This window comes from Paenibacillus sp. N22P23, assembly GCF_059383735.1.
In genome coordinates this window covers 438140-464406 of sequence record NZ_JBXENT010000002.1, presented here as the reverse complement: position 1 = coordinate 464406, position 26267 = coordinate 438140, and the positions used below count along the sequence as shown (strand labels likewise).

Sequence of the window (26267 nt, the reverse complement as noted above, 5' to 3'; positions counted from 1 at the left end):
GCTCTCAGCAGCCAAACGTGGTCGATTGTGCATCGAAAGCGGATATACCGCTCTCAAAGGGGCACAATCGCCGAAATCCGAGTAAACTTGCCCTTACTGTGAGCTGAAAGCGGATATGCCGCACTCAGCAGCCAAACGTGGTCGATTGTGGCATCGAAAGCGGATATACCGCTCTCGAAGTGGCACAATCGGCGATACCGAGTAAACTCGCCCTTACTGTGAGCTGAAAGCGGATATGCCGCTCTCAGCAGCCAAACGTGGTCGATTGTGGCATCGAAAGCGGATATACCGCTCTCGAAGTGGCACAATCGGCGATACCGAGTAAACTCGCCATTACTGTGAGCTGAAAGCGGATATGCCGCTCTCAGCAGCAAAACGTGGTCGATTGTCGCGTCGAAAGCGGATATACCGCTCTCGAAGGGGTACAATCGCCGAACCAGAGTAAACTCGCCCTTATTGTGAGCTGAAAGCGGATATGCCGCTCTCAGCAGCCAAACGTGGTCGATTGTGGCATCGAAAGCGGATATACCGCTCTCGATGGGGGACAATCGCCGAAACCCGAGTAAACTCGTCCATTCTGTGAGCTGAAAGCGGATATACCTCATCAGCCAGTTCACTTAGGATGTAGTGGAGAATCACCAAATTGTTCCCGATTAACAGCGTAGCTGCGGATCTTTTTTGTGCCTTTACCTAGTGGAGTCAGCATGTTTTTCCGGTGCATTTGATGCAAAATGTCATATGCCCAGTCTTTGCTAATCTGCAAAAGCTCCATCACATCACGTGGTCGCAATGGCCGATCAAGGCGCAGGCCGCAGCGGAGAACCTCCGCCTCGAGAAGCTCCGAGGCTCCGCGCGAACGTCCGCGGTCGTGGGCGCCTCCAAGCCAGCAGCCCATAAATTGCTGGAGAATTTGTTCACACATGCGGGGCCGGTCGCTGATGTCATCGTAGGAGAAACGCAGAAGCTGCCAGCCGTCGATGATGAGGTGATTTTGGCGCATGAGGGAGTCAGAGAATTGCCAGCGGGTGACTTTGGATGAATGGGGGCCATACCCGTCGATTTCAATAGCCAGCTTGATCGGTTCACGGATGTAAGCGAAGTCCAAATACCGAGAACCGTCCTTGAAATCTGCCACTTCATACTCGCCGAATAAATGGTCGAAATTTCGAAATGCCGGGTACCACACTTGTTGCAGAAACAATCGCTCCGCATGGCCTTGCCCTTCGTCCAGCCTGTGTTTCCCCTCCCCCTCCCCCTTCTGCCCCTGCAACTGACGATCGATCCATAGTTGATACGTTGCTTGAAACGACATCCCACTCATCCTCCCTCAAAATGAACATAAAAAAACCGCCACAATCGGACAGAAGAGCCCAATCGAGCGGTGTGTGCTTCACAACCTAACTATTGCTATGATTGTATCATAGAAGTGGCATGAAACTCTACAGGACAAGTGGTATGATAAGGAAAGTAATGCAAACCAACCATCATGGATATGCAGCACCGCAATTGAAGTTGTGTGAGTTCAAATGAACCTCATGGGGAGGAAGCTCAACAAATGAATGCAGCAGTGTGGAAACATCGCAATCCATTACTACATACGCGCAAGGCACTGTCTGAGGGACAGTTGACGGTAGGTTTCATCGGTGGATCGATCACGGATGCGCGTCCACGGCACAATTGGCCGGAGCCTGTCATTGCTTGGCTGGTGGAGCAATACCCAGGTGTAAGAATCCTCGTTGAAAATGCAGCGATTGGTGCAACAGGCAGCGAGCTTGCCGTTTTCCGTGCAAAGCGCGATCTCATGGATCGTGGATGCCAGCTCGTTTTTATCGATTATGCAGTAAATGACTATGGTGATCCGTCGGACCAAAGACGGCGTACGAGAGAAGGATTACTCCGAAAGCTGCTTGCAGATGGAGACCGCGATATCGTGCTCGCTCATACGTTTATGCAGAACATGTATGCGGTGATGAGCGAAGGAGGCGTACCGGATTCCATCGCCGAGTTGGAAGAACTCGCCGACCACTACGGGATAGGCTCAGTGTGGATGGGGCTGTATGCACTTGAAGAAGTCCGTAAAGGCCGAATGCGCTGGGAAGAGTGGCTGCCAGACGGCTTGCACCCGACTCATAGAGGCAGCATGAGCTACGGGCAAAGCATCATCACTTTTCTAGAGAAAGAGCTGCTGGGGGAGACGGACATCGCGAACCCTGCGGAGCGCACGGAAAATTCGGAACAAAGTGAGTCCACCATCGCGCATGCCGAGCACTTCGAGCCCGCTGAGCGCTTCGACTCCACCATCGCGGCGCATGCCGAGCGCTTCGCTGAACTAGACTCGTCGTCTTCCGCTTCCCTCCCTGCACCGCTGCATCCGCAGCACTGGGGCGACGCTGAGCTGCTGCCGCTCACTCAAGTACAAACGGAAGGCCCATGGGTCATCCGCCGCTGGCCGTTCTACGAATGGATCGACCAAGTGCTGGAGACAGCCGCAGTAGGCGCGAAACTGTCCTTCTCTTTTGAGGGTCGCGGACTGTCATTGGGGTTTGATTTTGGCAAATTATCCTCTGAATTTCGTTACCGGATTGACGGTGGAGACTGGGTCACCATGCAGCGCGAACGTCCGGAATGGTGCGGTGATGACGGCTGGTATCGAGCCTGCTTCTTGGGCGATGAGCTGCCGCTTGGCAATCACAAATTGGAGCTTGAAGTCACGCATGGCGACAGTCCGGAATGCAGAGGGACGAATTTCAGATTGGCACATATCGGGGTAATCCGCTAGCGTCCATATATCGGAGTTGAACATGAACAGAACGAATCGATTATTAACGATGATCATTGTCGTACTACTGAGCGTAATCTTGTCATCTTGCAGAAGCAAGCAGCCGCATCAACCAGTCGAGGTGACTGTGTCGGCAGCCGCGAGCTTGAAGAACGCACTTACCGAAATGAAAACGACATACGAAGAGCAGCATCACGATGTGCGAATTACGTACAATTTCGGAGCCTCGGGTACACTGCAGCAGCAGATCGAGCAAGGTGCTCCGGTGGACCTGTACATTTCCGCGGGACAGAAACAAATGGAGGCCCTCCAGAACAAGGGACTGGTGGGAGTAAGCCCGATTTTGCTGCGAAATGAGCTGGTTTTAATCGTTCCCGTGGATACAACGGCAGTGCCTACTAAGCTAACGTTATTAACCGATGCCGCATTCAAGACAATTGCCATCGGCGAACCCGAGAGCGTTCCAGTCGGGAGTTATACGAAACAGTCGTTGGAAGAAGCGGGTATTTGGGACAAAATCGAGCCCAGGGTGGTATACGCAAAAGATGTAACACAGGTACTGTCCTACATTGAAACCGGCAACGCAGACGCAGGTTTCGTCTATTTGACGGATGCCATGACATCCAAGAACGTTACTATCGCTCTAACAGTGCCGGCCGAAACGCATAAGCCAATCGTGTACCCAGCAGCCGTAATAAAGGAAACGAAGCATCAAGTGCAAGCCTTGGAGCTGTTAGGTTATTTGCAAAGCGAAGAAGCGGGGAAAGTATGGAGAAAATACGGATTTATGCTGCCTTAGTGCAGAAAAAGGCTTGCAGTAAAAATGGACTCCACATCGACAAGTAAGGCGGTAGACAGAAGTGATTATCGGAATTGGACATGACATTTCATCCCTTGTGCGGATGGAGAAAATGATACAAGGCGAGAGCGGCGTAAAATTTATGCGCCGAATTCTGACCGAGCGTGAGCTCGAGCTTGCCGAAGCAGCAGGCGGGAAACGTTTGGTAGAGTTTGCAGCTGGCCGGTTTGCGGTGAAGGAAGCGGTGTCCAAGGCGTTTGGCTGCGGAATTGGAAGCAAGCTTTCTTTTCGCGATATCGAAGTGGATCGACATGAAAGTGGAAAGCCACTGTGCCGACTGGCAGATGGCGCCTGGGAGCGGCTTGGCTTGTTGCAGTCGAAGACGAGCATCCATGTCACGATTACGCATGATCAGTCGCTGGCCTCAGCGTTTGTGATTGTGGAACAGCTCGACTGAAAACGTATGCATAATATCGTCACCCTTTGCCCATAATTGGAATACACCATTAACAGAAAACAGGGTAGAGGGACGGTGGTAGGATGACAGCTCACTCTGAAAAAAACGATAAGCGCTACTATAAGAGCGGACAGCTTGTTCCGGCAGATGGCGTGTACGGTGATGCTTGGGGCTGCTGGCTGCCGCTGCTTGCAGGCGATCTGTTTCCGACTCATCCGAAGATGGGCGCATCCAAATGGTATTATGAAGGAACCTTGGCTTCTGGTTTGCCTCAAATGCGTATCGGCAGGCGAAACATTCGCAAATAAACATAAAAGACCCTTTGCTCAAGCAGCGTGATGCATCATGTCGCTGTGGCAAGGGTCTTTTTTATTATTTCTTGGCACTGAGCCAGTTTGCAAGCTCCTGTACTTCGTCCGCGGTAAGCTTCCCTGAGAAAGCAGGCATGCCGCCTCCGCCTTTATTAATTTGCGCGGTGATTTGCTCCTTCGTCATCCGTTTACCGACATGCTGTAGATTCGTGGTAGGGCCCATCCGGCCTTGGAGCTCCGATCCGTGGCAGGAGATGCAATTGGATTTATATACCTTTGGTACGTTTAAGGCTGCGGTCGAAGTCGGTGAGGACGAGCCGCACCCGGTCAACAGCATGATGATTAGCCATGCAAACAGCGGTAAAAAGCGTGTTAAATCAATGTTTTTGCTAGTAGAAGTGCGCATAGATGAGCGTAATCCTCCTCCTGTTGATGGACTTACAATCGAATCTACCGTTGCCGAATCCCGGGAAGCGCGGTTCGTGCGGAGGTGTTCATTTTGCCGAATAGTGCGCTATAATAATGAAATGCGTGTACACTCGCAAAATCTGAAAAGTGGGAGACGCAGGTGAAAAATAATGAAACACACCTACAAGACCATCATACAAAATTATTTTCACCGCTTTCAAGCGGATGTAACCATAGCGGCATTCTCAGCACCGAAGAACGGACAGGCCATGGAGCAAGTTTCTGAATTTTACAGGCTCTGGTTCATTATAGAGGGTGAAGGCGAGCTGATGCAAAGCGGCCGCTTGTATCATACCAAACCGGGTCAGCTGCTGCTTCTTCCTCCCGGCAAGCAATCCTTTAATACAGGGACAGCGCCGAATGCGGTATATTGGTGTAATTTTCGAGCATCCATCGGGGATATGGAGATGTTCGATTTGCTAAAGCTGCCAATTATCGTAGAGCCGAGGGAGCAAGTTTACCTGAGGACGTTGTTTGAACGGTTGATCGACGTCTACAGATCGTCGATGTTGACAAGGGAGCTGCGCATTCGGGCAGCTTTGTTTGATATTATGGCCATCTATTTGGAATACGGCGGCATCAGTGAAGAATCGCTTCAGCAGGTCGAACCGCTGGAGAAAATCGACCGCGTGCTGGATTATATCGAGCACAATCTGTCCGAACAGATCAGCGTGGAAGATTTGGCTAGGCTGGCCTATCTCCATCCGAATTATTTTATCGGCTACTTTAAAAATATCGTCGGCTACGCACCTACACAATACGTGAATATGCGCCGTGTGGAGCGCGCCAAGCAGCTGCTTGAGCAGCCGGATTGCAATATTTCTGAGGTTGCTCAGCAGGTTGGCATGCAGAATCATTACTTATCGCGCATGTTCAAGCAATATACAGGCGTAACGCCAAGCCGATATCGGCAAATTTATTTGAGCAAAAAACAAAACAAATCATAAAAGTCGTGCATTGCTGAGTGGTTGAGAGGATGAAACAAACATGGAGTCGGAAGCTTCCCGATATTTCAGCAAAGAGCTGCTGAATTGGTATTTAGCAAATAAACGTGTTTTGCCATGGCGGATGAACCGTGATCCCTACCGGGTATGGGTCTCGGAAATCATGCTGCAGCAAACGCGAGTGGATACGGTTATTCCGTATTATGAACGGTTTATGGAGAAATTCCCGACAGCAGCTGCACTTGCAGAAGCGCCGGAGCCTGAGGTGTTGAAAAGCTGGGAAGGGCTTGGCTATTATTCACGTGCTCGGAATTTGCAGGCTGGCGCGCGCGAGGTGCTGAATCTCTACGGCGGCGTCGTACCGGATAATAAAGAAGCGGTAGCCGCTCTGCGCGGTGTAGGGCCGTATACGACAGGTGCGATCATGAGCATCGCATTCAATCGGCCGGAGCCGGCCGTGGACGGCAATGTCATGCGCGTGTTGTCTCGCTATTTTTGCTTGGAAGAAGATATTGCGAAGCCATCAACGCGTATCGGCATCGAGAAGCTGGCGTCGTCGCTGATTCCCGAAGGATCAGCGGGAGACTTCAACCAGGCGCTCATGGAGCTGGGAGCGCTTGTGTGCACACCGAAGTCACCGGGCTGTCTTACTTGCCCGGTTATGATGCACTGCGAAGGCAGGATGGCTGGGAAAGAGCATATCCTGCCGATCAAGACGAAGGCGAAGCCGCCGCGGCCGGAAACGCGGCTCGCCGCCATTATTACAGGCAGCGGCGCGCATGAAGGCAAGCTGCTTGTGCGGCAGCGGCCGGAGAGCGGCTTGCTCGCCCAGATGTGGGAGCTGCCGCATGTGCTCGCGTTGCCGGGGGATAGCGGCGGCGCTGCTGCGAAGCGCAAAGGCCGAGGCAAAGCCGCTGCCGCAGTTGTTGTTGCGGCTGAGCTTGAAACGGCAGCAGCTGTTGCCGCCGGCACCATCGCCGAAGCTGCAATACCGACCGGCGAAGGCAGCACGATGGACCGCCACGCGGTCCAAGCCGATTATTTGAGCCGCATGTTATCTGCGGATGAGGGCTTGCTTGTCAGGCCGACAGGCTGGTGGGGAGAAACGGAGCATGTGTTTAGCCACATCGTGTGGGACGTACAGGTATTCCGAGCAGAATTCGGATTCTGGCAGCAGCAAGGTGAGGTTGCGGCTGCAGGTACGGAAGCACTTGTAGCTGCAGAAACTGCTGCTGCATATGGACTGCCTGAAGGGAAAGCCCCGGCCAACTATCGCTGGATCGGGCCTGAGCAGATGAAGGAGCTTGCGTTTCCGAACGTATTTTTACGTATTTTGCGGGATTATTGGAATGGTTTGGATTGATTAAGTAAAGGTCTCGTTCTACAATGATCTATAGGATTGTCCATAGTGAATGAGGAGGCTGCTAAAACGTGAGTCAAATGCTGGAACGATTACAGCAAGAGAAGGTTGTAGCTATTTTTCGTTATATCGAGGATCAATATGCAGACCAAGCGGCCGAAGCGCTAATCAGCGGCGGCATTACCCTGATGGAGATTACGATGAATACCGAAGGTGCTGCCGGAATGATTAACCGCTGGCGCGAGAAATACGGCAGCCAAGCCGGAATTGGTGCCGGAACCGTTCTTGATCTGGATATGGCGAAGGAAGCCGTGGCAGCAGGTTCCCAGTTTCTGATTTCCCCGAACTTGGACGAGTCAGTCGTTGAATATGGATATGCCAACGGTGTGCCTGTATGGCCCGGCGTTATGACACCGACAGAAATTGTCCGTGCTTGGAAAGCCGGTGCCGAAGCGGTGAAGATCTTCCCGATGGGTACACTGGGGTGGAAATACTTGTCCGAAATTCGCGCTCCGCTAGACAAAATCCCGATGCTCGCAACGGGCGGCGTCGATCTGGACAACATTGCGGATTACTTCAAAGCCGGAGCATGTGCAGTCGGTATGGGCAGCAAGCTTGTGAACTTGGATTGGGTACGCAGCGGGCGGTTTGATCTGCTGACAGAGCGTGCGCGCCAGTTTGCAGACGCGGCTAAAGCGCTGTAGGACAAATAATAGAAGTGGAAGCGCGGCATCTTGCCGCGCTTTTTTTATTGCTCTCTGCAGAACTGTGAGAAGCACGAGGGCAAAAAAGAGGCCTGCGGCATCTCCGCAGGCACTAGAGAAAAATATATTTTAAAAGGGGGGTCATGTGACTTATTATATAGACCGAATATGAAGAAAAGATGAGGAGAGTATGAAAGAAGTATGAAGGGAATATTACAATTGGATTACGACCATCAGAACGATGCAATCGCCTCATGTAGCAGTTCGGACTGGCTGCGAAACATGCCATCTCGCCCATTACTCTTTGCAGTGTAAAGCGCTTTGTCGCATGTTGCGTATAACGTCTCCAGCTGCGTGTGCTTATTCGGAACTACGGTGAGTACACCCATGCTGATCGTATAAGGTACCGGTGGACTCTCGCTGAGCGAGCCGCTTAGTGATTGTATAATCCGTTCAGCTATTTCGGTGGATTCCGCTTCGTTCTTTCCGGGAAGAAGGAGACCGAACTCATCACCTCCATACCGCACAAACAAATCCTCGCTGTCCAAATGCTGCTTGATCCGTGATGACAGGTCCTGCAGAACCAGATCGCCGATATGATGGCCATAGGTATCATTAATCGTTTTGAACCAATCAATATCGAAGAGCAGATAAGATACAGGTTTACCCTTCTTCGCATAATGCGCGAGAGCCTGCCTCGCATGGAGCTTAAACGTTCTGCGGTTAAGCGTACCAGTCAAATCATCGTAACTTGCTAGCTGGACTAATTCTTGATTGGTCTTCTCCTTCAATAACAATACAAATGCTGTACTCCCAAGAACCGTGAGTAGAAAGATACCCAATAAGGAAATCAATTGAAAGATCCCCGGAATGAAGAAGCTGGCCCTTTCCGCGGACTGTAATGCGATTACCCCTCTTACCAAGAAAACGATAATGGCAAAAAGATAGAGACTGCCCGTGACTCTCATAAGGACAGTCGCGCCTCGCGCCAGAACGAGCCGATAGGCTGGGATTAGCATTGCCGCTGTGACGAAAGAGATATAGGCAATTCGCATATCTTCCTTGTTGTGCAAGAGGAGGATCACTTGAAAGCCAACTATGCTGCATATCGTCAAGAGCATATATATTTTCTTGGTCTTGTGTTGAATAGGTTTATGAAGATTCAAGAGGGCTACCATTTCCAAGGAAGTCCCTATTAATAGAATAGAGTTGGCAAAACCGATGGAGAGAAAGTCCGGTAATAGATCTCCCCGAAGCGCCATACAAAACCAGGACAGAATTTGCAAGCATTTCGCAACAAAGTACGTTTTGATCGATGCTAAATTAGTGCGGTTCAACCAATATGAACTAGCAAGTACGAGAGCCGCTAAATAACCGATTCCAAGCGCTATGATAATCGTACGTGAATCTAAATATAAATTCATGTTGTGCACCTGCTTAAGTAGGAATATCCAATCCCTCTGATTATAACAAATACTGGGGGAGTGTATATACTTCCGAATAGGAAGAGTGCTTATTCCGGTTCAACATGAAGCAGTCTAATTCCTTACAAAATCATTACTCATTTACTGTGATTTCTACTGTTATCAGCGAAAAGTCTCGTAGAAAACAAAGAGGCCTGCGGCATATCCGCAGGCACAAGAGAAAATATATAATAAAGGGGGGTCATGTGTTTATTATAAGGGTTAAATATGAAAGGAATATGAAGGAAATATTACAATTACATTACAAAGTTAAAATTTGGAGACTAAACAGTACCACGATTACTGGGCTTATGATGATGTTATGGAAGCCTCTATCTCGCACGAATATGTAACTTATGTAGGCGACTGGGAAGACTGGCAGTTGAAATAGGTCATTTTGAAAAAAGTCCATATGCGGCGATCACACTTCCGGAATCAGGCGGGAGAGTGGTCGCCGCCTTTTTTTGACCTGAAATATTTATGGCTCCTACTATTTTTTGGGAGATTCGGTATGTTAAATTGAAAGGGGTTCCAAGTGCAGCTAAACGGAAGCGGCTTGGGTGAAATTATGCTAGGAAAATGAGGAGGAGCTTCATGAAGAAAATGACTGCATCAGTCGTTGGCGGAGGAGCCGGCGGGCAGCTCAGCATGAATGCCTTACACAACTCAGAGCATTACGAGTTAGTAGCGATTGCAGATCTTCGGCCAGAAGTGTGTGAGAAACTGCAAAAACAATTTCCCGGCATCCGAACTTATTTGGATCATAACGAGATGTTTAAGGATTGTCCGACGGATGTCGTATGTGTAAGCACGTTCCCGCCTTCTCATGAAGAAGTGGCGATGGATGCGCTTAAGCTACCGCTCAAAGGAATTCTCGTGGAGAAACCGCTTGGACATACGGTCGCGTCCGGTCGGCGGATTTTGGAGGAAATCAAGAAACGTAATTTGCCAATGGCTGTGCCGCATGGCCTGTTAGCGAAGAAGACTCCTGTGGAAATCATAGAGCGAGTGAAGCGCGGTGAGATTGGCGATCTAAAGCTCGTAGAAATTCAAAATACGAATTGGGATATCATCAACGCCGGTATTCATTGGCTTCATTTCTTCGTGCAATTGACGGGGAACGAGCCGATGGACAATGTGATGGGGATTTGTGAATCCAGTACGCGGACATATCGCGACGGCATGCAGGTGGAAACTACGGCTGTCACCTATGGGCAAACGAAGAGCGGAGTCCGTGTTGTCATGAATACGGGAGACCATGTTCAGATTAACACCGAGGGGAAAGATACCTTATTCCGTCTAGTGGGTACCGCGGGGCAGATAGAATTCTGGGGCTGGGAGAACGGCTATCATATTCTGAATGCTCAGTTTCCCAAAGGCGAGTTTATTATCCCTGAAAAGCTGGCGGTTACGGGGCATCAGGCACATCTTGAGAATATGGCTCGCAGGATCGAGACCGGCGAGACGGATTATTCAATCCCGGATAGCTCCTTGCTGGCGCTTGAAATCGTGGAAGGGGCATACATATCCAGCAGACATCGCTGCAAAGTAACGTTTCCCGTCGATTTATTCGAAGCACCGGCTGAACCGGATTGGAATCCGGGTCTTGCGTACAGTGGGACCGGCGGAGGCCGAGACGGCAGGAAGCTCTGATCATGAAGGAGGGATTATAGATGAGTCGAATTCGATTTGGAATTGTTGGCGGGGGGTGGCGTACGGAGTTTTATCTTCGCATTGCCAAGGAGCTGACTGAACAGTTTGAAGTGAGCGGTGTCGTAGTCCGAAATGAAGAGAAAGCCAAGAAGCTGGCAGCAGCGTGGCAAGTGCCTGTTTACAGCTCCACTGCTGCGATGCTGGAGCAGGCCGATCCGCTGTTTGTCGTGTCGTCGGTTCCATGGGATGCGAATCCTGGCGTAATCGAAGAATTAGCACTAGCAGGAATGCCGGTTCTGTCCGAGACACCGCCGGCACCGGATGTAGAAGCACTTATTCGATTAAATGAGAAGTTTGGCGACAGCCGAATTCAAGTCGCGGAGCAGTATCTGTTTCAACCGTTTCATGCTGCACGCCTTGCAATTGCAAGGTCAGGGAAGCTCGGAATGGTGTCGCAAGCACAAGTTTCTGCGGCTCATGGTTATCACGGAGTAAGCCTGCTGCGCCAATTTCTCGGCATTACCTTCGAGAATGCGGTTATCCAAGCTTCACGTTTCCGTTCCCCGCTGGTGAATGGACCCGGTAGAGAAGGTGCGCCGAAGGAGCACCGGCTCATTTCGTCCGAACAGGTCATTGCCTCTCTTGCATTCGATGGCAAGCTTGGCATCTATGATTTCACAGGTGATCAATACTTCTCGTGGATACGCAGTCAGCGTCTGCTGGTGCGCGGCGAATCCGGCGAAATCAACAATAAGGAAATCCGTTATCTGAAGGATTACCTTACGCCAATTGAGATCGAGCTGCGCAGACAGAACGCAGGGGAGAACGGGAATCTCGAAGGCTATTATTTCAAAGGCATCCTTGCCGGTGAAGAGTGGGTTTATCGCAATCCGTTTGCTCCGGGCAGATTGACGGATGATGAAATCGCGATTGCGACCTCTCTTGCGAAGATGGCTGACTATGCGGCTGGCGGGCCAAGCTTTTATAGCTTAGCAGAAGCGTCGCAGGATCATTATTTAAGCATGAAGATCAATGAAGCGCTCGAATCAGGCGTGCCGGTACAAACAGAAACACAGCCATGGGCGAATGCTATGACTCGTTAATGTCTAATGCACGTTGAAGTACGCAAGGTCAGCTGAGAACCTATGGTTCGAAGGCTGGCCTTTTTTGGCTTGCAGCCTTAACGAAGAAATCCAAGTGCAAATTATTTGTAAATGAGTGATAATGTGACAAAAGGCAACAGGAATCTATTGAATCTATTCGCTATAGGAGAACCTTGAGGGGATGAGTCGCCCGTGAAAACGAAATTTAGACGATCAAATCTGCATGTGTATCAGAAGGTTATTCTTATTTTCATCTTGCTGATTGTCCCCTTGCTCTTAATTAACCTGAGGATGAATACAACGGGCGCGTCATTCCTTAAGAAAGAATATACAAACTCGATCAATTCAAACGTGAAGTTTTATTCCCGTCAGCTGAATGACCAAATTGCCTTTATCCGTAATTTGCAGCTTCAGTTCATGAATGATTCCGATCTGCAGAAGCTCAGTTTTATTGGAAAAAGACTGGAAGGCTACGAACAATTTCAGCTTGTGAATCGCGTGCGGGAGCGGCTGTTATTGATTCAGAACTCAAGTGAATTCCTAGTGAACAGCGGTGTGTACGTGAAGTCGCTTGAGAAAACATTTTCAGTCAGGGCCGGCATTAAAGACCTGCCTAACGCGGAATACGAGGCGATAGCATCATACCGAGAGTCCGATCAGACACAACCCTTCTACAGTAAAGGCGGCAGGCTGTACTTTATTGCTTCGAGCAACAACGGCAGAATTGTTTCGTACATGGAGATTTCGAAGCCGAAGCTGGAAGAGACGCTGCGCCGGTTTGTAGAGAGTTATGAGGATTCCGGCGCGGCACTCACGAATGATGATTTTACAACCACGATAGCGGTGAAAATGGACGAGAACATTTTCAATCAGATTCAGAAGCATATCGGCAGCAGAGGTACGTTGGAAGATCCCATTCGTACCGATACGCTGAGGCTCGGCAAGCATAAATATCTGATTACATCGAGCGGTATTGAGATGTTTGGGATGACAATCTTCACTTACATCAATCAGAACGAAGTGCTCGGGCCGATTCGGACATTCAATTTCTGGTATATTATTTTGTCCACTGTTTCCGTAGGGGTTCTGGTTGTCTTCTCCTTCTCGGTCAACGTCATGATACATCGGCCGCTCAAGCGATTAATCCAAGCCTTCAAAATACTGGAAACCGATAATCTGAATATTTCCATTCGCCCGCAAGGTGATATCGAATTCGGCTATCTGTACCGAAGCTTCGACCGTATGGTAGACAAGCTAAGAGGCTCCATTCAAGAAAATTACGAGCAGAAAATCGCCCTGCAGCACTCCGAATTAAAGCAGCTCCAATCGCAAATAAATCCCCATTTTCTATATAACAGCTTCTTCAATATCTACATGATCAGCAGAAGCGGTGATGCCGAGAATGCGGCAACGCTGGCACAAAGGCTCGGCAGCTACTATCAATTTATAACCCGCAGCGGGAGTGACGAGGTCACCTTGGAACAAGAATATCGTCACGCAGTAGATTATTGCGACATTCAGGGCATCCGGTTCTCGAATCGTATTCACATTGATGCTGCGGAGCTGCCTGAGGCGTGTAAGTCATTGTTGGTACCAAGGTTACTGATTCAGCCTGTTGTGGAAAATGCCTTCGAGCATGCCTTCGAGGATGGGATGAGGCGAGGAAATGTAGCCGTTGAAGTGGCATATGAAGCTGATACACTGCGCATTTCCGTTGAAGATGACGGAGATACCTTATCGGACGAAGCGCTTCAGCTGCTTCATGACCGTCTTGACGATGTTTCAGCTTCGCAAGAGAAGACAGGTTTGTTCAACGTTTGCCGGCGTATCCGGCTCAAATTCGGGCAGAGCAGCGGTATCTTTGTTTCTCGCAGTGCCCTCGGCGGGCTAAAGGCCGATATTGTCATTCACTTTAACGAGATGGGAGTTTGAGAGATTCCATGTATCGATTACTCATTGTAGATGATGAACCGGCTATCGTTGACGGCTTAGTACAGCACTTTCAGAATGTGGAATCGTTAGAACTGGACGTGTGTAAAGCCTATTCACCTATAGAAGCGCTCGCCATTGTGAAGAAAACAAAGATTGATTTGGTCATCAGCGATATTCGAATGCCGGGGAAGAGCGGACTGCAATTGGCAGACGATATTCTCTTCTACTGGCCGGCTTGCCGGATCATTCTGCTTACGGGATACAGCGAGTTTGACTATGTGTATAGTGCCATTCAGAAGAATATAGACAACTATATTCTGAAGACTGAAGGCATCGAAACGATCGTTGCCGCAGTCCATGCTGCAATCGACAAGCTGGATCAGGCTAATCAAGTGCAGATTGCTCTTGAGCAGGCTAAGCAGCAGTTGACGATTGCAGAGCCCCACCTTAAGAAGCAGTTTTTTGAAGCGCTGCTGCTCGGTGAGAAAGCATTGGATCTGTGGCAGGCTCCTTATTTTGCAGGACTATCCATGCAGCTGAGCAGGACGGACAACGTGATGATGATCGTCGGAAGGATGGATCGCTATGATCACGTTCCAACCTATACAGATAAATTAAATCTGTACATGTCCATTCAAGATGTACTACGGCATCAATTGCCGCCGCACTTTCAGATGGAGTCTGTCGTACATGATTCTTCCTTGCTCGTCTGGTTTGTTCAGCCTGCAGAGGAAGCAGGTATGTTTAAGAATGGCGAGGGCAGCACGCAGTGGGAAGACATCTCGGCGTATTTGAAAGGGATGCTGGAGCCTGTACAAGATCAATGTCGTATCGCATTAAACGCGGATGTATCATTTGCGATTAGTCGTGCTGCAGTGGAATGGGATGGTGCGGCAGCGGAATTTGAACGTTTGAAGTCGTCGATGAAGAAATGCTCGCTATTCGGTCAGCCCATGTCGATCATTCATTTGGGCGATATGGATGAAGTCATCCAGTCAGAGAGGCCGCATCCATCAGCGGAGCTGTCCACGGGGATGTTTAACAAGCAGCTGGATGCGCTGCAACGCAGTTTGGAGGCAGGGGACGAGCCATCTGCTGCCAAGCTGACTTCGGAGCTCTATGCCCATGTTGAGGTGAATCTATCTTCGAATTCCCTCATTGGCATGGAAAGATATTATCAGTTCGTCCTTGTTATTATTACGCAAATGACGCAGGTTCGCCCTTCGGGGACAATGGATGAAGGATCATGGACGCTAGACCTCAATGCTTCCAGGGAGCAGCTGTTAGAGCTTGTACATAAGCTATGTGAACAGAAGAAGCAGCAGCAGAATAAGAGCGAGCATCTCATTATCGAACGCATTCATCGATTCATTGCCGAGCATTTAGGCCGCGACCTGTCACTGGCAAGAATTGCGGAGGCGGTTTATTTTAACCCTTCGTATCTGTCTAGATTCTACAAACAGCTGACTGGAAGGACGCTGTCGGATTATATGAATGCGACAAGAGCAGATGCTGCGAGGCAAATGCTAGAGGAAACGCAGATGAAAGTGAATGAAATTGCGCTGCGGCTGGGCTTCGAATCTCCTTCGTATTTCACGGCCTTTTTCCGTAAAATGACGAGCAGTACACCTCAAGAATATCGGGAATCGGTCCTATTGCGAAGAGATCGTAAAGAAAACAGAAGCATGTAAAGATGTTTATAGAGCGAGCCCCCTGCCGCTCACCTTATGATGAAATAGCAAGGTCAAACGCAGTGAAAACAACTTTAATGGGGGGAAACAAAATGAACAGATGGGCAAGTTCTTTTCTGATTATCTCATTAATCGCCACCATGACCGCATGCTCAAGCAATAATAACGACCCTGCAACAGATCAAGCCGACAAGACAGACAACGCAGTCGCAACAGACAATGCAAACACAACAACGGAAACGACAGATGTTGCAGCAACAGAGAACGTTGATCCGCTAGGTAAATATGCCGAGACGTTAACGGTAACCGAAGTACTCGGGTACGGTCCTCCGGAGGATCCGAAGACACCATCAGGTCTAACACCGGAGCAGAATGCATACTTGAAAGACTTGAAGGATCAACTGAACATTGATCTGAAATACAAATGGACGGTGCCAACCGATCAATACGAGCAGAAGTTCTCGCTTTCCATTGCTTCGGGTGATTTGCCGGATATCATGGATGTCGACATTCGCAACTTTGAGAAGTTTAAGACGCAGGGCGTCCTGGCTGACTTAACGGATGCCTACGAGAAATACGCATCACCGACATTAAGAAAGTTTATGGAATCCGACGGCGGGCAAGCGATGAAGTCATTGACTTCGGATGGCAAGCTGTACGGAATCCCGGGTTTCGAAGAACCGTTCCTATCGACTCAAATCCTCTGGATTCGCGCCGATTGGTTAAAGAACATGAACATGGAAGCTCCGAAGACAATCGACGATTTAGAGAAAATCGCAACCGCTTTCGTCAATAATGATCCAGACAAGAATGGCAAGAAGGATACGTACGGCCTGGCGCTTCAGAAGAATATTGTGAACTGGGGCTTTGACACACGCGGCCTATTCTTCGGATTTAATGCCTATCCGAGCGGATGGATCAAAGGCAGCGACGGCAAGCTGGTGCCGGGCGAGATTCAGCCGGAGATGAAGCCAGCGCTGAGCAAGCTGCAAAGCTGGTATAAGAACGGCATTCTCGATAAGGAATTCGCGCTCAAAGACGAGAACAAGGTTGTCGAAGATATCGTCGGCAGTAAAGTCGGCATGCTCTACGGCGAATGGTGGCTCCCGAACTGGCCGCTGAATTTGAACAAGGATGCCGATCCAAATGCAGAATGGATTTGCGTACAAATTCCGTCCCTTGACGGATCCCCGGGTAAGTCGCTTGTACCGAAAGTGCGCATGGGACATATCGTTGTCGTAAACAGCAAATTCAGCAACCCGGAAGCCGCGATTAAGATGATCAACTTCTATATCGAGATGAATACGAAAGCCCATTACGACACGAACAAACCGGAGAATGGCTACGTCTACAACTGGTTCGTACCGCGGATTTACAATCCGGTCGAAATTCAAACGATTCATGATGAAGTCAACAATGCGGTTGCGAACAAGCTGAATTCGGTGAGCGAGGACATTCCGTATTACGTCAACATTCAGAAGCCGCTGGAAGCAACGCAGAAATTCCTAGCAGGCGACAAAACCGGATGGGGACTCTACTCCAGCCGTGTTTCGAAAGACGGAGGCTGGGGCCTCACGAGTCAAATCCGCGACAGCAATCAATTCGTGTATAACGAGTTTTACGGCTCTGCAACGGAATCGCAGGTCGAGAACGGTGCGCAGCTTGATAAGCTGATGAATGAAACGTTCACGAAGATCATTATGGGCGAATCCATCGACAGCTTCGATAAATTCGTCAGCAGCTGGAAGGCGCTCGGCGGCGACGATGTGACGGCAGAAGTGAACGATTGGTATAGCAGCGCATCGAAATAACGAGAATGGCAGAATCGGCGGAGGGCGCTTACGCGTAAGTAAGGGTCTTCCCCGCTGCTTCTTACTGGAGGCGGAACCTTGATGAAACAGCAGACCATGCGAAGAAGCCGGTTTATTCGGCAATTGCCATTCCATATCATGCTTATCCCCGGAATCATCATTACGCTCATTTATGCCTATGGCCCGATGTTCGGAATCGTCATGGCCTTTCAGAAATTTGATCCTGTGCTCAGCTTCTGGAAATCCAAATTCGTCGGCTGGAAGAACTTCCGATACATGTTTCATCTGCCGGATATGAATCAAGTCATTTGGAATACGGTGGTCATATCGGTTCTCAAGATCGGCTTTGGGCTGGCCATTCCGCTTCTCCTCGCCTTATTGCTCAATGAGCTGGGCAGAGACTGGTTTAAGCGTATCATTCAAACGAGTATTTTTCTGCCGTTCTTCCTCTCGTGGACGGTGCTTGGCGGCGTTATTCTGGAGCTGTTCTCCTTGAAAGGGCCGATTAATGATCTGCTCTCCGGAACGGGGATCGAACCGATTATGTTTATGGGCCAAGGGGAATGGTTTCGGGCCATCATTGTAGGCTCGGAGGTTTGGAAGGGCATGGGCTACAATATGATTATTTTCCTGGCAGCTATCGCCGGGATCAATTCAAATTTGTATGAAGCGGCCGAAGTGGACGGGGCGGGCAAATGGAAGCAGGTTGTTCATATCACGCTGCCGGGAATGGCGCCGATTATTATATTGCTTGCTACGTTAAGCCTAGGCAATATTCTGAATGCGGGTTTCGATCAAATTCTGATCCTGTATAATCCGGTCGTTTATGAGAGCGCGGATATTCTCGATACGTTCGTCTACCGGCTCGGTATTTTCAACCAGCAATATGCGCCTGCAGCTGCAGTCGGATTGTTCAAGTCCGCGATTTCATTAGGATTGGTAGGCTTGTCTTACTATTTAGCTTATCGGTTCACCAAGTATAGAATCTTCTAATAGACTGGGGGAGATGACGTGGTTTATCGGGCATCGTGGAGCAGAGTCCTGTTCATGGTTCTTAATACGATTGTGTTGGTTTCGGTGACACTGCTGGGCATATTACCGTTCATTCATCTGCTTTCCGTCAGTTTAAGCTCCAATATTGCAGCGGTGGCTGCACAGGTTAAGCTGTGGCCGGTCGGGTTTACGTTAGATGCCTATCAATACTTATCGCAAAAGGTAGAGTTTATTCGTTCGCTCAAAGTATCGCTGGAGCGCGTTATTCTCGGCACCGCGATCAGCATGTTTCTGACGATCATTACGGCGTATCCGCTATCCAAAAGCAGGGAACAGTTTGATTTTCGTACCGCATATGTGTGGTTCTTCGCGATTACGATGTTCTTCGGCGGCGGCTTGATTCCGACCTATATCGTGGTCAAAGAAACCGGTCTGATTAACAGCATTTGGGCGTTGATTGTCCCAGGAGCACTCAATGTATGGAATATGGTGATGCTGCTCAATTTCTTCCGCAATATCCCGAAGGATATGGAAGAAGCGGCAACGATTGATGGGGCAGGCCAATGGGCTATTCTGATTCGCGTCTATCTGCCGGTTTCGTTACCGTCGCTTGCGACCATTCTATTGTTCACGATCGTCGCTCATTGGAACTCGTGGTTTGACGGTATCCTGTACATGAATTCACCGGAGAAGTATCCGCTTCAGACCTATTTATCGACCTTGGTAACATCGATTAATAAAGCAGCCATATCCATCGACGATCTGAAGCGCTTGGAAGAGGTCAGCGAGAAAACATTGCGCACCGCTCAAATTTTCTTAGGCGCTTTGCCGATCATGCTTGTTTATCCGTTCCTGCAGCGTTACTTCATCAAAGGGATTACGGTTGGCAGTGTAAAAGAGTAGGAGATGAGCGTCTGATGAGCAAAGTGAAAATTGCCTTAATTGGAGCGGGACTGCGCGGACAAAATTACGTCGATTATGCGATGGCACATCCGGATGAGATGGAATTAGTAGCAGTGGCCGACCCCAACGTTGATCGGCGTGATCGCTTGAAGCAGCGTCACGGGGTAGAGGATAGCAAGTGTTTTGACGATTGGCGCGATTTACTAGCACAGCCGAAGCTTGCGGATGCCGTATTGATTTGTACGCAGGATAAGATGCACTACGAGCCGACGATGATAGCGCTGGATGCGGGGTATCATGTTCTGCTTGAGAAGCCCATGTCACCGGACCCGCAGGAATGCTTGGAGATGGGGGCGAAAGCGCAGCAGACTGGGCTCATTTTCTCGATCTGCCATGTGCTTCGTTATACGAATTTCTTCCGCACGGTGAAACGGCTGCTGAGCGAAGGGCAGATCGGTCAGTTGATGTCGATCCAGCATAATGAGAATGTAGGCTATTGGCATCAGGCGCACAGCTTCGTTCGCGGCAATTGGCGTAACGCCGAGGAGTCGAGTCCGATGATTCTGGCGAAATCCTGTCATGATATGGATATCCTATTATGGCTGGCAGGGGCAGATTGTACACGATTATCCTCCTTCGGATCCCTTTCTTACTTCAATGCTTCGAATGCTCCTGAGGGGGCGCCAAAGCGATGTACAGATGTCTGTCCAGTGGCTGATACGTGTTTATACTATGCGCCTGATGTGTATCTGGGGGATTCAGAAAGCTGGATGGCGGCGGCCATTAGTGATGATCCAAGTCCTGAAGCTAGGCTTAAGGCTTTACAGGAAGGGCCGTATGGACGCTGTGTGTATCATTGCGATAATAATGTGGTGGATCATCAGGTCGTCAATATGGAGTTTTCGAATGAAGTGACGGCTGTTTTCACGATGAGCGCATTTACACAAGAATGCAGCCGAACGTTGAAGCTGATGGGCACGAAGGGCGAAATACGAGCCGCTATGGAGAAGAATGAGATCGAACTGATTCGTTTCGGAGGGCACGCGCCGGAGAAGATTTCACTTGAAATGCCAGGGGGTCATTCGGGTCATGGCGGCGGAGATTATGGCTTAATGAGCGACTTTATCGGACTCGTGAAGTCCGGCGGTGCGAGTGACAGCCTTACTTCTGCGGCCAAATCGGTGCAAAGCCATATGATGGCGTTCGCCGCGGAAACATCGCGCTTAGAGAAACGCGTGATTGAGCTGGATGCATTCAGGGGAATGGGTTTGAGGGTTTGAGTTTCGGGAGCTGCCGAGAGATAGACTCGGCGGCTTTTTTTGTTGAAAGAAGAACGCCGAACGCCGGGCTAAATCTAACGAACCGTAGAGACCTTATTTTAGCAAAATAACTGCATTTGAAAATCTAACGAACCCTACGGGCGCTATTATGTGTCGAGAGCCCCTTTTTAGTTCCATTTCCCCTAAATAGCGTCCACTCGGTTCGTTAGATTTCATTTACGGCTATTTTCGAGTAAATAAGGGCTGCTGGGTTCGTTAGAGCTTAAGCATCACCGTTATCCTACCTGCACAACAAAAAAGACCACTCAAAAGTCGCCATGCACACTTTTGAGACAGTCCTCTTGTAACTATTACTCAAACTCGCTTCACCATGCGGCGGTAGTCGCTGTCGCCGATGCGCAGCATGTCGTCTTCCTCGTAGCCGCTCGCGATATAAAGGCGGTAAGCCCGCTCGTTATAGGTTTCGACGATTAGCGACGCGCGTTCGAACCCAAGCCCAGCTGCGCGCTGCTCGGCGGCTGCCATCAGAAGCTTGGCGATACCTTGTCCGCGATATTGTTCCGCCACGGCAAGCGCGTCCAGATAGAACTCGCCATCTCTTGCCTCACGGATAATAACGCTGTTTTCTTTGCCGGGTCTGTTACGAAGCTGTGCTAGGAAAGGCTCGTCCAGCAGCCCTGCTTCGTTACCGGAATAGGCCACGACCATGCCGGCAATTCGGCCATCCTGTTCGGCGACGATGACATTGCCCGAGCTGACTCGATTGCCCGGCTGTTTGTAAAAGTCGGTCAGCAGCTCTGCCGCCTCGATTTCATCCGATGCGCCTGTAAGCAAATAAGCAATCGAACCGATCGCTTCGAGCAGCAGCGGAATGACCTCCGGGGCATCGTCTCTTGCTGCGATACGCGTAATCACTGCGAACAAACACTCCTTGTGACGCCATTATTTTCCGAGTAGAAACTCTTGCAATACATCCACGATAATTTGATGATCCAGCTCGCCGGGCAGTCCGGAGGCTGTAATCGTCCCTACTATGCCGACATTCTTAATGATAAGCGGGAAGGAGCCGCCTTCAGCCGCATAATCCTTAGGATCAAGGTGAGATGATTCAATGGAGGAACCGTTTGCTTTAAACTCGACATGCATGAAGTACGAGCTGTGACCGAAATGGTGAACAACGTTCCGTTTACGCTGAATCCATTGATCGTTGTTTGCGTTTGTGCCGTTCATTTTGCTATGGAATAATAGCTCGCCGTTTCTTACAATCGTGACTGCGATAAGTTTGTTCTCTTGCTGCGCTCTCTCAATGATCTTAGTGCCGATTTGAAAAGCGGTTTCGTTGGTAAACGTGGAGAATTGAAGCTCGGTCTCCTGTTGCTGCAGTCGCTCTAGCAGAGCTTGAAATTCACTCATATGTAGCACATCCTATCGGCTGATTTTTCACCCTTAATACTATGCCTTAACCTAGGCCTCGTCAAACCGGGGGCAGTCGTTAATCGCGCCTTGACATGGTCTATTCGGATAAACGATTAGGCAGGAATGGACTTCCGGTACTCGAATAGGATGAAATAGAGGACGACCTGATTCCTTCGCGATGACGGAGAAACGATAATCTTCTCCACGCATAGATTGCACTTAAACCGCTCTGTATGAGCGGTTTTTTTGTCATTACCGTTAACTTTTTATGGAAAAAACCCGATATTCATACAGATATTCATCATAGAATCTGGGAGAGTGTTTGCATGACAAAGGGTAGGTCTCTATATCGTAAATTAGGATGGTTGATGTTAGTAGTATTGCTGATTCAGACCGAGTATCCGCACCTTAACAAAGGTGAGGCGGCAGCGCCGATGTGGACGTGGACCCATGCATTCGGTAAAACAAATTACAGGCTAAACGATATAACAGCTTTAGACAACGGTGTTCTACTGGCTGTAGGCGATAACTCCACGGTGCAGCGAAGTAAAGGGAATGGCAAGTGGAGCGTTGTTCCTTTTCCAGGAAAGGTCAATCTGACAGTGGCTGCCTCAAGCGGCAAAGTTGCAGTCGTTGGTGGAGCGGGTAAGTTGATGACCTCCAAGGATGGCTTAACTTGGACGACAACAAAGCTCACTAACTTTATTATGCTGGAAGAGTTCATTCCCAATTGGAAAGGTAAAAAAGAAGGCAAACTGAAGTCCACGATTGACGATATAGGATGGAATGATGTGATCTGGGATGGCAAACAGTTCGTTGCTTCCGCCAGTGCCGGCATCCCCGGATATGGCTCATGTCCGGTTATTGCTGTTTCTACGAACGGCACAGAATGGACGCTAACCCGACTCAAACAGGATAAAGACAGCATATTTGGAGGGGCCCCTCAGCTTGTGAAATTCAAAGACAAGTGGATTGCGGTCACTCAGAATAGCGTTTATGTATCCAAAGACCTTAAGAACTGGAGCACTCACCAGTCGAATACAGGAGCCGAGTATACCGACATGGCCACTGATGGGAAGACGATCGTCGCTGTTGGCTGGGATGGGACGGGTCATATTTCCGGGGGAGTCGGTGGATATCTCTTCACTTCTACGGATGGTTTGACCTTCCAACTAAAGCAGCCCTCTATGTTTCATAATACTTCTCTAAGCAAGATATCATGGGACGGCAAAGAGTTTGCAGTAGGCGGCAGCTACGGTCAAATCTTTCAGTCTACTGACGGTAAACAATGGGTAAGAAAGACACCTGCAGTGGAAAGGCTTATCTTTCAACATGTTCAATTTCAAGGGTTGAAAGCTGACATCAGGAAGCTTGATAAAATAAATGATACTTATTTCTCGGTGGGTAATCTAGGCACCATACGCACGACCCATAGCCTGGACGAAGCTTGGCAGCTTGAAGCCGCTGGGAAATACCATGATTTTGCCCATATTGCCTATGCAGGCAGGCGCTTCTTCTTGACCGGGAAAGGAACATTCCTTGTGTCGGGTAACGGTAAGGATTGGAAGCCAGTAGATGAAAAGCAGATTACCGAGGAGTCATCGCTATACGATATGGAATCGGCTAATGGAATGATTGTCATGCACGGCATCCAACGAATTGAGGGGCAAACGTCGGTAGATCTCAATTATCTGTACAGGAACGATAAGCTTCAAGCTATCAAATGGCCGTATACGGAGGAGATAGAAGAGCTCCATCTGATAAATGGAGATATAATCGCATTCGGAGCTAGGAAAATTGTTGCATCCAGCAAAGATGGAGTCACTTGGAAGCAGCTCTCCGGCAATCGAGTTCTTCCTGTGGCGACAAACGGCAAGCTTTGGGTGGGGCACGGCTATCAAGATAGAGAGATGTATATCTCGAAAGACGGTATTGTTTGGACGAAACCTAAGAAGATTACATTGGATGGCAAAAGCGCTGGTCAGTACGATTTGGAGACCGTATTTACTGAGGAAGCCGTATGGACAGGTAAGAAATTTATCGCAATCAGTCGCTTTCGGGTGATTGAGTCAGTAGATGGAGTGAATTGGAAAACCAGTGTGAATACGGGGGTCACAAATAGCGGTATTGCTATGAACGGCCGTGGTGCAGTAGCTGTAGTCGGACTAGCCGATGGGATGATTTATTTGAGTGAAGATGGTAAGACGTGGCGCAAACAGCCTTCGCCCACCAACAAGGGGCTGGTTGATATTACAACAGATGGGAACCGATTCTTCGCAGTAGGATCAGATGGAGTGTTACTTGTAGGAGAGAAGAAATAATACGAAGCCCACAGTTGCGATCTGAACTGTGGGCTTCTATTTATCTTGATTGATTCGCAGCCTGCCGCTATGATCATTCCTAGAGTAATTATGGGAAGACTGCCTAGTGACGCGGATTGGAGGACTCATCGATATGAACAAACTGAACACGCTCGGTTCCCGATTTATCCTGCTGTTCTGCGCGATTACCATTCCGCTGCTAATCATTCTGTTCCTCGCAGGGAGCTATGCGAAGAGTGTCGTGCTCACTCAAGTGGCGAATTCCTATCAGACGCTGGTGAATTCCAACTTGAATATGATCGACAGAAGCCTGGAAGATATCACGACGAATATGGTGGATATCGTGAATAACAGCGATGAGTTTCAGCGATTCGGACAGCCGGGATTAACGGACTCGGATTATTATTTTGCTCAGATGGAACTGATTCACCGCAACACGACCTATCAATCGTACTATCATACGGTAGATATGTTCTTCGTTTACTCGATGCCGAATGCCGCATTGTATTCCACGAACCTGGTCGGTGCAGCCTCGGGATACTATGAACCGGTTCGGGCGTGGATCGACAACTCGTTCCAGCGTCCGGAATTACTCAAGCAATATTTGTACAAATGGTCGGTTATTCGCATCAAAGACCAATATTTCTTATATCGGCTGGTCAGCGATGACTTAACGAACAATGCGTACATCGGCGCCATTATCAACATCAACAGCTTGAAGACACCGCTTGGCAACTTGGATGTAAAAGGTGGCGGAGGTGTCATTATTATAGGCGATGACGGCAGCGTACTATCGAACCCATCTGCACCGCTATCTACGATTACGAAGCTGCCTCCGGACAACATCAAGGTGACCGGTTCCTTCACCGTGGAGGATGGGGAGTCCAAGCTGCTCGCGGTAAACAAACATTCCGGGACAGCCGGTATCAGCTACGCGGTCGTGGTCCCTAACTCTGAGCTGCTTAGCGGGTTAAGCCGTTTTCAAGCCGTCATCAACTTTCTTCCGCTGCTCGTGTTCGCTATACTGGTGCTTTACTTATTTATTTTTCGAAATATCCTCTTCAATCCCATTCGTCACCTGCTTGGCGCCATTCGGAGAATTAAAGAGGGCGATATGAGTACGAGGCTGCCGAATTCGCAAATTGCGGAGTTCGCGATCATTAACCATACGTTCAACAACATGGTCGAAGAGATTACCCATTTGAAAATCGACGTGTACGAAGAGAACCTGCGGGCGCAGCAAGCCGAGCTGAAGCATTTGCAGACGCAGATCAACCCGCATTTCTTCCTAAACACGATGAATATCATTTTCCAATTGGCAGATTTGAAGCGTAACGAGCTCGTGAAGAAAACGGTTCGCCATATGGTCCAGTATTTCCGGTTCAGTCTGCGGACGAAGCGGGATGCGATCACACTCGAGCAGGAGCTGGAGCATATTCGAAACTATTTGGAAATTCAAAAAATGCGATTCCAAGATTCGTTCTCCTTCGAGATTCACGTGCCGGATGACTTGCTGCCCGCGAAGCTGCCTTCTCTGATTGTACAGCCGTTCGTGGAGAATGCGATGATACACGGCATGAGCGTGAAGAACGCGCCGTTTATCCTGCAGTTGTCAGCAAGGCGTGTTCAAGGGGAGCTGGCCATGATGGAGATTGAAATCGAGGATAACGGCAAAGGCATGACGGCCGAGAAGTTGGCAGAATTAAATAATGACGGGTATGCCCCAGATTCAGAAGACAATCATATCGGGATATGGAATGTGAAGAAGCGATTAACGATGCAATACGGGGATAAGGCTGAGCTGGGTTTTTATCCGAATGAGGGAAGTGGCGTCCGGATTCGTCTTCTGCTGCCGGTTGAATATGCGGAGGAGTGAGGT

The 26267-nt window shown here is 49.3% G+C and carries 23 protein-coding genes; 17 read left to right on the top strand and 6 right to left on the bottom strand.

Annotated elements, in window-relative coordinates; genetic code table 11:
- Positions 1-53: 53 nt before the first annotated feature.
- Together AC506A_RS12865 and AC506A_RS12860 are read right to left on the bottom strand one after the other, a co-directional pair.
- Positions 54-605: a hypothetical protein gene (locus AC506A_RS12865; RefSeq protein ID WP_495461392.1), complete on the bottom strand. Its 552-nt coding sequence runs from the start codon at positions 603-605 to the stop codon at positions 54-56.
- 8 nt (positions 606-613) lie between these two features.
- Complete coding sequence (locus AC506A_RS12860; protein WP_495461391.1) at positions 614-1312, bottom strand: putative endonuclease domain-containing protein; 699 nt, start codon at positions 1310-1312, stop codon at positions 614-616.
- A 243-nt stretch (positions 1313-1555) separates the two neighbouring features.
- Here AC506A_RS12860 and AC506A_RS12855 point away from each other — a divergent pair, with 243 nt between their 5' ends.
- The 4 genes from AC506A_RS12855 to AC506A_RS12840 all read left to right on the top strand — a co-directional run bounded on the left by AC506A_RS12855 (position 1556) and on the right by AC506A_RS12840 (position 4343).
- Positions 1556-2779: an SGNH/GDSL hydrolase family protein gene (locus AC506A_RS12855; protein ID WP_495461390.1), complete on the top strand. Its 1224-nt coding sequence runs from the start codon at positions 1556-1558 to the stop codon at positions 2777-2779.
- Between the two features lie 22 nt (positions 2780-2801).
- Entirely contained in the window at positions 2802-3578 is a 777-nt protein-coding gene (modA, locus tag AC506A_RS12850) for a molybdate ABC transporter substrate-binding protein (RefSeq protein WP_495461389.1), read from the top strand.
- A 61-nt stretch (positions 3579-3639) separates the two neighbouring features.
- Complete coding sequence (gene acpS, locus AC506A_RS12845) at positions 3640-4035, top strand: holo-ACP synthase (protein WP_495461388.1); 396 nt, start codon at positions 3640-3642, stop codon at positions 4033-4035.
- Between the two features lie 83 nt (positions 4036-4118).
- Positions 4119-4343: a hypothetical protein gene (locus tag AC506A_RS12840; protein ID WP_495461387.1), complete on the top strand. Its 225-nt coding sequence runs from the start codon at positions 4119-4121 to the stop codon at positions 4341-4343.
- A 64-nt stretch (positions 4344-4407) separates the two neighbouring features.
- Here the strand turns inward: AC506A_RS12840 and AC506A_RS12835 are convergent, their stop codons facing one another.
- Positions 4408-4752 carry a c-type cytochrome gene (locus AC506A_RS12835; protein WP_495461386.1) on the bottom strand — a complete coding sequence of 115 codons (345 nt, stop codon included), beginning with the start codon at positions 4750-4752 and terminating at the stop codon, positions 4408-4410.
- 172 nt (positions 4753-4924) lie between these two features.
- Between AC506A_RS12835 and AC506A_RS12830 the strand changes: the two genes are divergently transcribed.
- From AC506A_RS12830 to AC506A_RS12820, 3 genes are all read left to right on the top strand, one after another.
- Positions 4925-5761 (top strand): AraC family transcriptional regulator, encoded by an 837-nt coding sequence (locus AC506A_RS12830; protein WP_495461385.1) that lies wholly within the window; start codon positions 4925-4927, stop codon positions 5759-5761.
- Positions 5762-5801: 40 nt separating this feature from the next.
- On the top strand, positions 5802-7121 hold the full coding sequence (gene mutY, locus AC506A_RS12825; RefSeq protein WP_495461384.1) for an A/G-specific adenine glycosylase: 1320 nt from the start codon (positions 5802-5804) through the stop codon (positions 7119-7121).
- Positions 7122-7189: 68 nt separating this feature from the next.
- Positions 7190-7822, top strand: a complete 633-nt coding sequence (locus tag AC506A_RS12820; protein ID WP_495461383.1) for a bifunctional 4-hydroxy-2-oxoglutarate aldolase/2-dehydro-3-deoxy-phosphogluconate aldolase — start codon at positions 7190-7192, stop codon at positions 7820-7822.
- A 233-nt stretch (positions 7823-8055) separates the two neighbouring features.
- Here the strand turns inward: AC506A_RS12820 and AC506A_RS12815 are convergent, their stop codons facing one another.
- On the bottom strand, positions 8056-9246 hold the full coding sequence (locus tag AC506A_RS12815; protein ID WP_495461382.1) for a GGDEF domain-containing protein: 1191 nt from the start codon (positions 9244-9246) through the stop codon (positions 8056-8058).
- Between the two features lie 633 nt (positions 9247-9879).
- Here AC506A_RS12815 and AC506A_RS12810 point away from each other — a divergent pair.
- The 8 genes from AC506A_RS12810 to AC506A_RS12775 all read left to right on the top strand — a co-directional run bounded on the left by AC506A_RS12810 (position 9880) and on the right by AC506A_RS12775 (position 20651).
- Positions 9880-10938, top strand: a complete 1059-nt coding sequence (locus tag AC506A_RS12810; RefSeq protein WP_495461381.1) for a Gfo/Idh/MocA family protein — start codon at positions 9880-9882, stop codon at positions 10936-10938.
- 20 nt (positions 10939-10958) lie between these two features.
- The gene (locus AC506A_RS12805; RefSeq protein ID WP_495461380.1) at positions 10959-12041 is read left to right on the top strand and encodes a Gfo/Idh/MocA family protein; all 1083 of its coding nucleotides are present in this window, start codon (positions 10959-10961) and stop codon (positions 12039-12041) included.
- Between the two features lie 192 nt (positions 12042-12233).
- The gene (locus tag AC506A_RS12800; protein WP_495461379.1) at positions 12234-13973 is read left to right on the top strand and encodes a sensor histidine kinase; all 1740 of its coding nucleotides are present in this window, start codon (positions 12234-12236) and stop codon (positions 13971-13973) included.
- A gap of 8 nt (positions 13974-13981) precedes the next feature.
- Positions 13982-15664, top strand: a complete 1683-nt coding sequence (locus tag AC506A_RS12795; RefSeq protein WP_495461378.1) for a response regulator transcription factor — start codon at positions 13982-13984, stop codon at positions 15662-15664.
- Positions 15665-15756: 92 nt separating this feature from the next.
- Positions 15757-17475: an extracellular solute-binding protein gene (locus AC506A_RS12790; protein ID WP_495461377.1), complete on the top strand. Its 1719-nt coding sequence runs from the start codon at positions 15757-15759 to the stop codon at positions 17473-17475.
- An 81-nt stretch (positions 17476-17556) separates the two neighbouring features.
- Positions 17557-18468, top strand: a complete 912-nt coding sequence (locus AC506A_RS12785) for an ABC transporter permease (RefSeq protein ID WP_495461376.1) — start codon at positions 17557-17559, stop codon at positions 18466-18468.
- Positions 18469-18522: 54 nt separating this feature from the next.
- Positions 18523-19371, top strand: coding sequence for a carbohydrate ABC transporter permease (locus AC506A_RS12780; protein ID WP_495461892.1), 849 nt, complete (start codon positions 18523-18525; stop codon positions 19369-19371).
- Positions 19372-19385: 14 nt separating this feature from the next.
- Positions 19386-20651, top strand: a complete 1266-nt coding sequence (locus AC506A_RS12775; protein ID WP_495461375.1) for a Gfo/Idh/MocA family protein — start codon at positions 19386-19388, stop codon at positions 20649-20651.
- Positions 20652-21005: 354 nt separating this feature from the next.
- Here the strand turns inward: AC506A_RS12775 and AC506A_RS12770 are convergent, their stop codons facing one another.
- Both AC506A_RS12770 and AC506A_RS12765 read right to left on the bottom strand, forming a co-directional pair.
- The gene (locus AC506A_RS12770) at positions 21006-21566 is read right to left on the bottom strand and encodes a GNAT family N-acetyltransferase (RefSeq protein ID WP_495461374.1); all 561 of its coding nucleotides are present in this window, start codon (positions 21564-21566) and stop codon (positions 21006-21008) included.
- Positions 21567-21593: 27 nt separating this feature from the next.
- On the bottom strand, positions 21594-22064 hold the full coding sequence (locus AC506A_RS12765; protein ID WP_495461373.1) for a heme-degrading domain-containing protein: 471 nt from the start codon (positions 22062-22064) through the stop codon (positions 21594-21596).
- A 371-nt stretch (positions 22065-22435) separates the two neighbouring features.
- On the opposite strand from AC506A_RS12765, the gene AC506A_RS12760 reads away from it, so the two are divergent.
- Together AC506A_RS12760 and AC506A_RS12755 are read left to right on the top strand one after the other, a co-directional pair.
- On the top strand, positions 22436-24388 hold the full coding sequence (locus AC506A_RS12760; protein ID WP_495461372.1) for a sialidase family protein: 1953 nt from the start codon (positions 22436-22438) through the stop codon (positions 24386-24388).
- A gap of 133 nt (positions 24389-24521) precedes the next feature.
- On the top strand, positions 24522-26264 hold the full coding sequence (locus AC506A_RS12755; RefSeq protein ID WP_495461371.1) for a sensor histidine kinase: 1743 nt from the start codon (positions 24522-24524) through the stop codon (positions 26262-26264).
- The last annotated feature ends 3 nt before the right edge of the window (positions 26265-26267 follow it).

Excerpts from the sequence above, each read along its gene's own strand:
- AC506A_RS12865 (WP_495461392.1), bottom strand. The coding sequence starts at position 605 with ATGAGGTATATCCGCTTTCAGCTCACAGAATGGACGAGTTTACTCGGG.
- AC506A_RS12860 (WP_495461391.1), bottom strand. The coding sequence starts at position 1,312 with ATGTCGTTTCAAGCAACGTATCAACTATGGATCGATCGTCAGTTGCAG.
- AC506A_RS12855 (WP_495461390.1), top strand. The coding sequence starts at position 1,556 with ATGAATGCAGCAGTGTGGAAACATCGCAATCCATTACTACATACGCGC.
- modA (WP_495461389.1), top strand. The coding sequence starts at position 2,802 with ATGAACAGAACGAATCGATTATTAACGATGATCATTGTCGTACTACTG.
- AC506A_RS12840 (WP_495461387.1), top strand. The coding sequence starts at position 4,119 with ATGACAGCTCACTCTGAAAAAAACGATAAGCGCTACTATAAGAGCGGA.
- AC506A_RS12835 (WP_495461386.1), bottom strand. The coding sequence starts at position 4,752 with ATGCGCACTTCTACTAGCAAAAACATTGATTTAACACGCTTTTTACCG.
- AC506A_RS12830 (WP_495461385.1), top strand. The coding sequence starts at position 4,925 with ATGAAACACACCTACAAGACCATCATACAAAATTATTTTCACCGCTTT.
- mutY (WP_495461384.1), top strand. The coding sequence starts at position 5,802 with ATGGAGTCGGAAGCTTCCCGATATTTCAGCAAAGAGCTGCTGAATTGG.
- AC506A_RS12815 (WP_495461382.1), bottom strand. The coding sequence starts at position 9,246 with ATGAATTTATATTTAGATTCACGTACGATTATCATAGCGCTTGGAATC.
- AC506A_RS12810 (WP_495461381.1), top strand. The coding sequence starts at position 9,880 with ATGAAGAAAATGACTGCATCAGTCGTTGGCGGAGGAGCCGGCGGGCAG.
- AC506A_RS12805 (WP_495461380.1), top strand. The coding sequence starts at position 10,959 with ATGAGTCGAATTCGATTTGGAATTGTTGGCGGGGGGTGGCGTACGGAG.
- AC506A_RS12795 (WP_495461378.1), top strand. The coding sequence starts at position 13,982 with ATGTATCGATTACTCATTGTAGATGATGAACCGGCTATCGTTGACGGC.
- AC506A_RS12790 (WP_495461377.1), top strand. The coding sequence starts at position 15,757 with ATGAACAGATGGGCAAGTTCTTTTCTGATTATCTCATTAATCGCCACC.
- AC506A_RS12785 (WP_495461376.1), top strand. The coding sequence starts at position 17,557 with ATGAAACAGCAGACCATGCGAAGAAGCCGGTTTATTCGGCAATTGCCA.
- AC506A_RS12780 (WP_495461892.1), top strand. The coding sequence starts at position 18,523 with ATGGTTCTTAATACGATTGTGTTGGTTTCGGTGACACTGCTGGGCATA.
- AC506A_RS12775 (WP_495461375.1), top strand. The coding sequence starts at position 19,386 with ATGAGCAAAGTGAAAATTGCCTTAATTGGAGCGGGACTGCGCGGACAA.
- AC506A_RS12765 (WP_495461373.1), bottom strand. The coding sequence starts at position 22,064 with ATGAGTGAATTTCAAGCTCTGCTAGAGCGACTGCAGCAACAGGAGACC.
- AC506A_RS12760 (WP_495461372.1), top strand. The coding sequence starts at position 22,436 with ATGTTAGTAGTATTGCTGATTCAGACCGAGTATCCGCACCTTAACAAA.
- AC506A_RS12755 (WP_495461371.1), top strand. The coding sequence starts at position 24,522 with ATGAACAAACTGAACACGCTCGGTTCCCGATTTATCCTGCTGTTCTGC.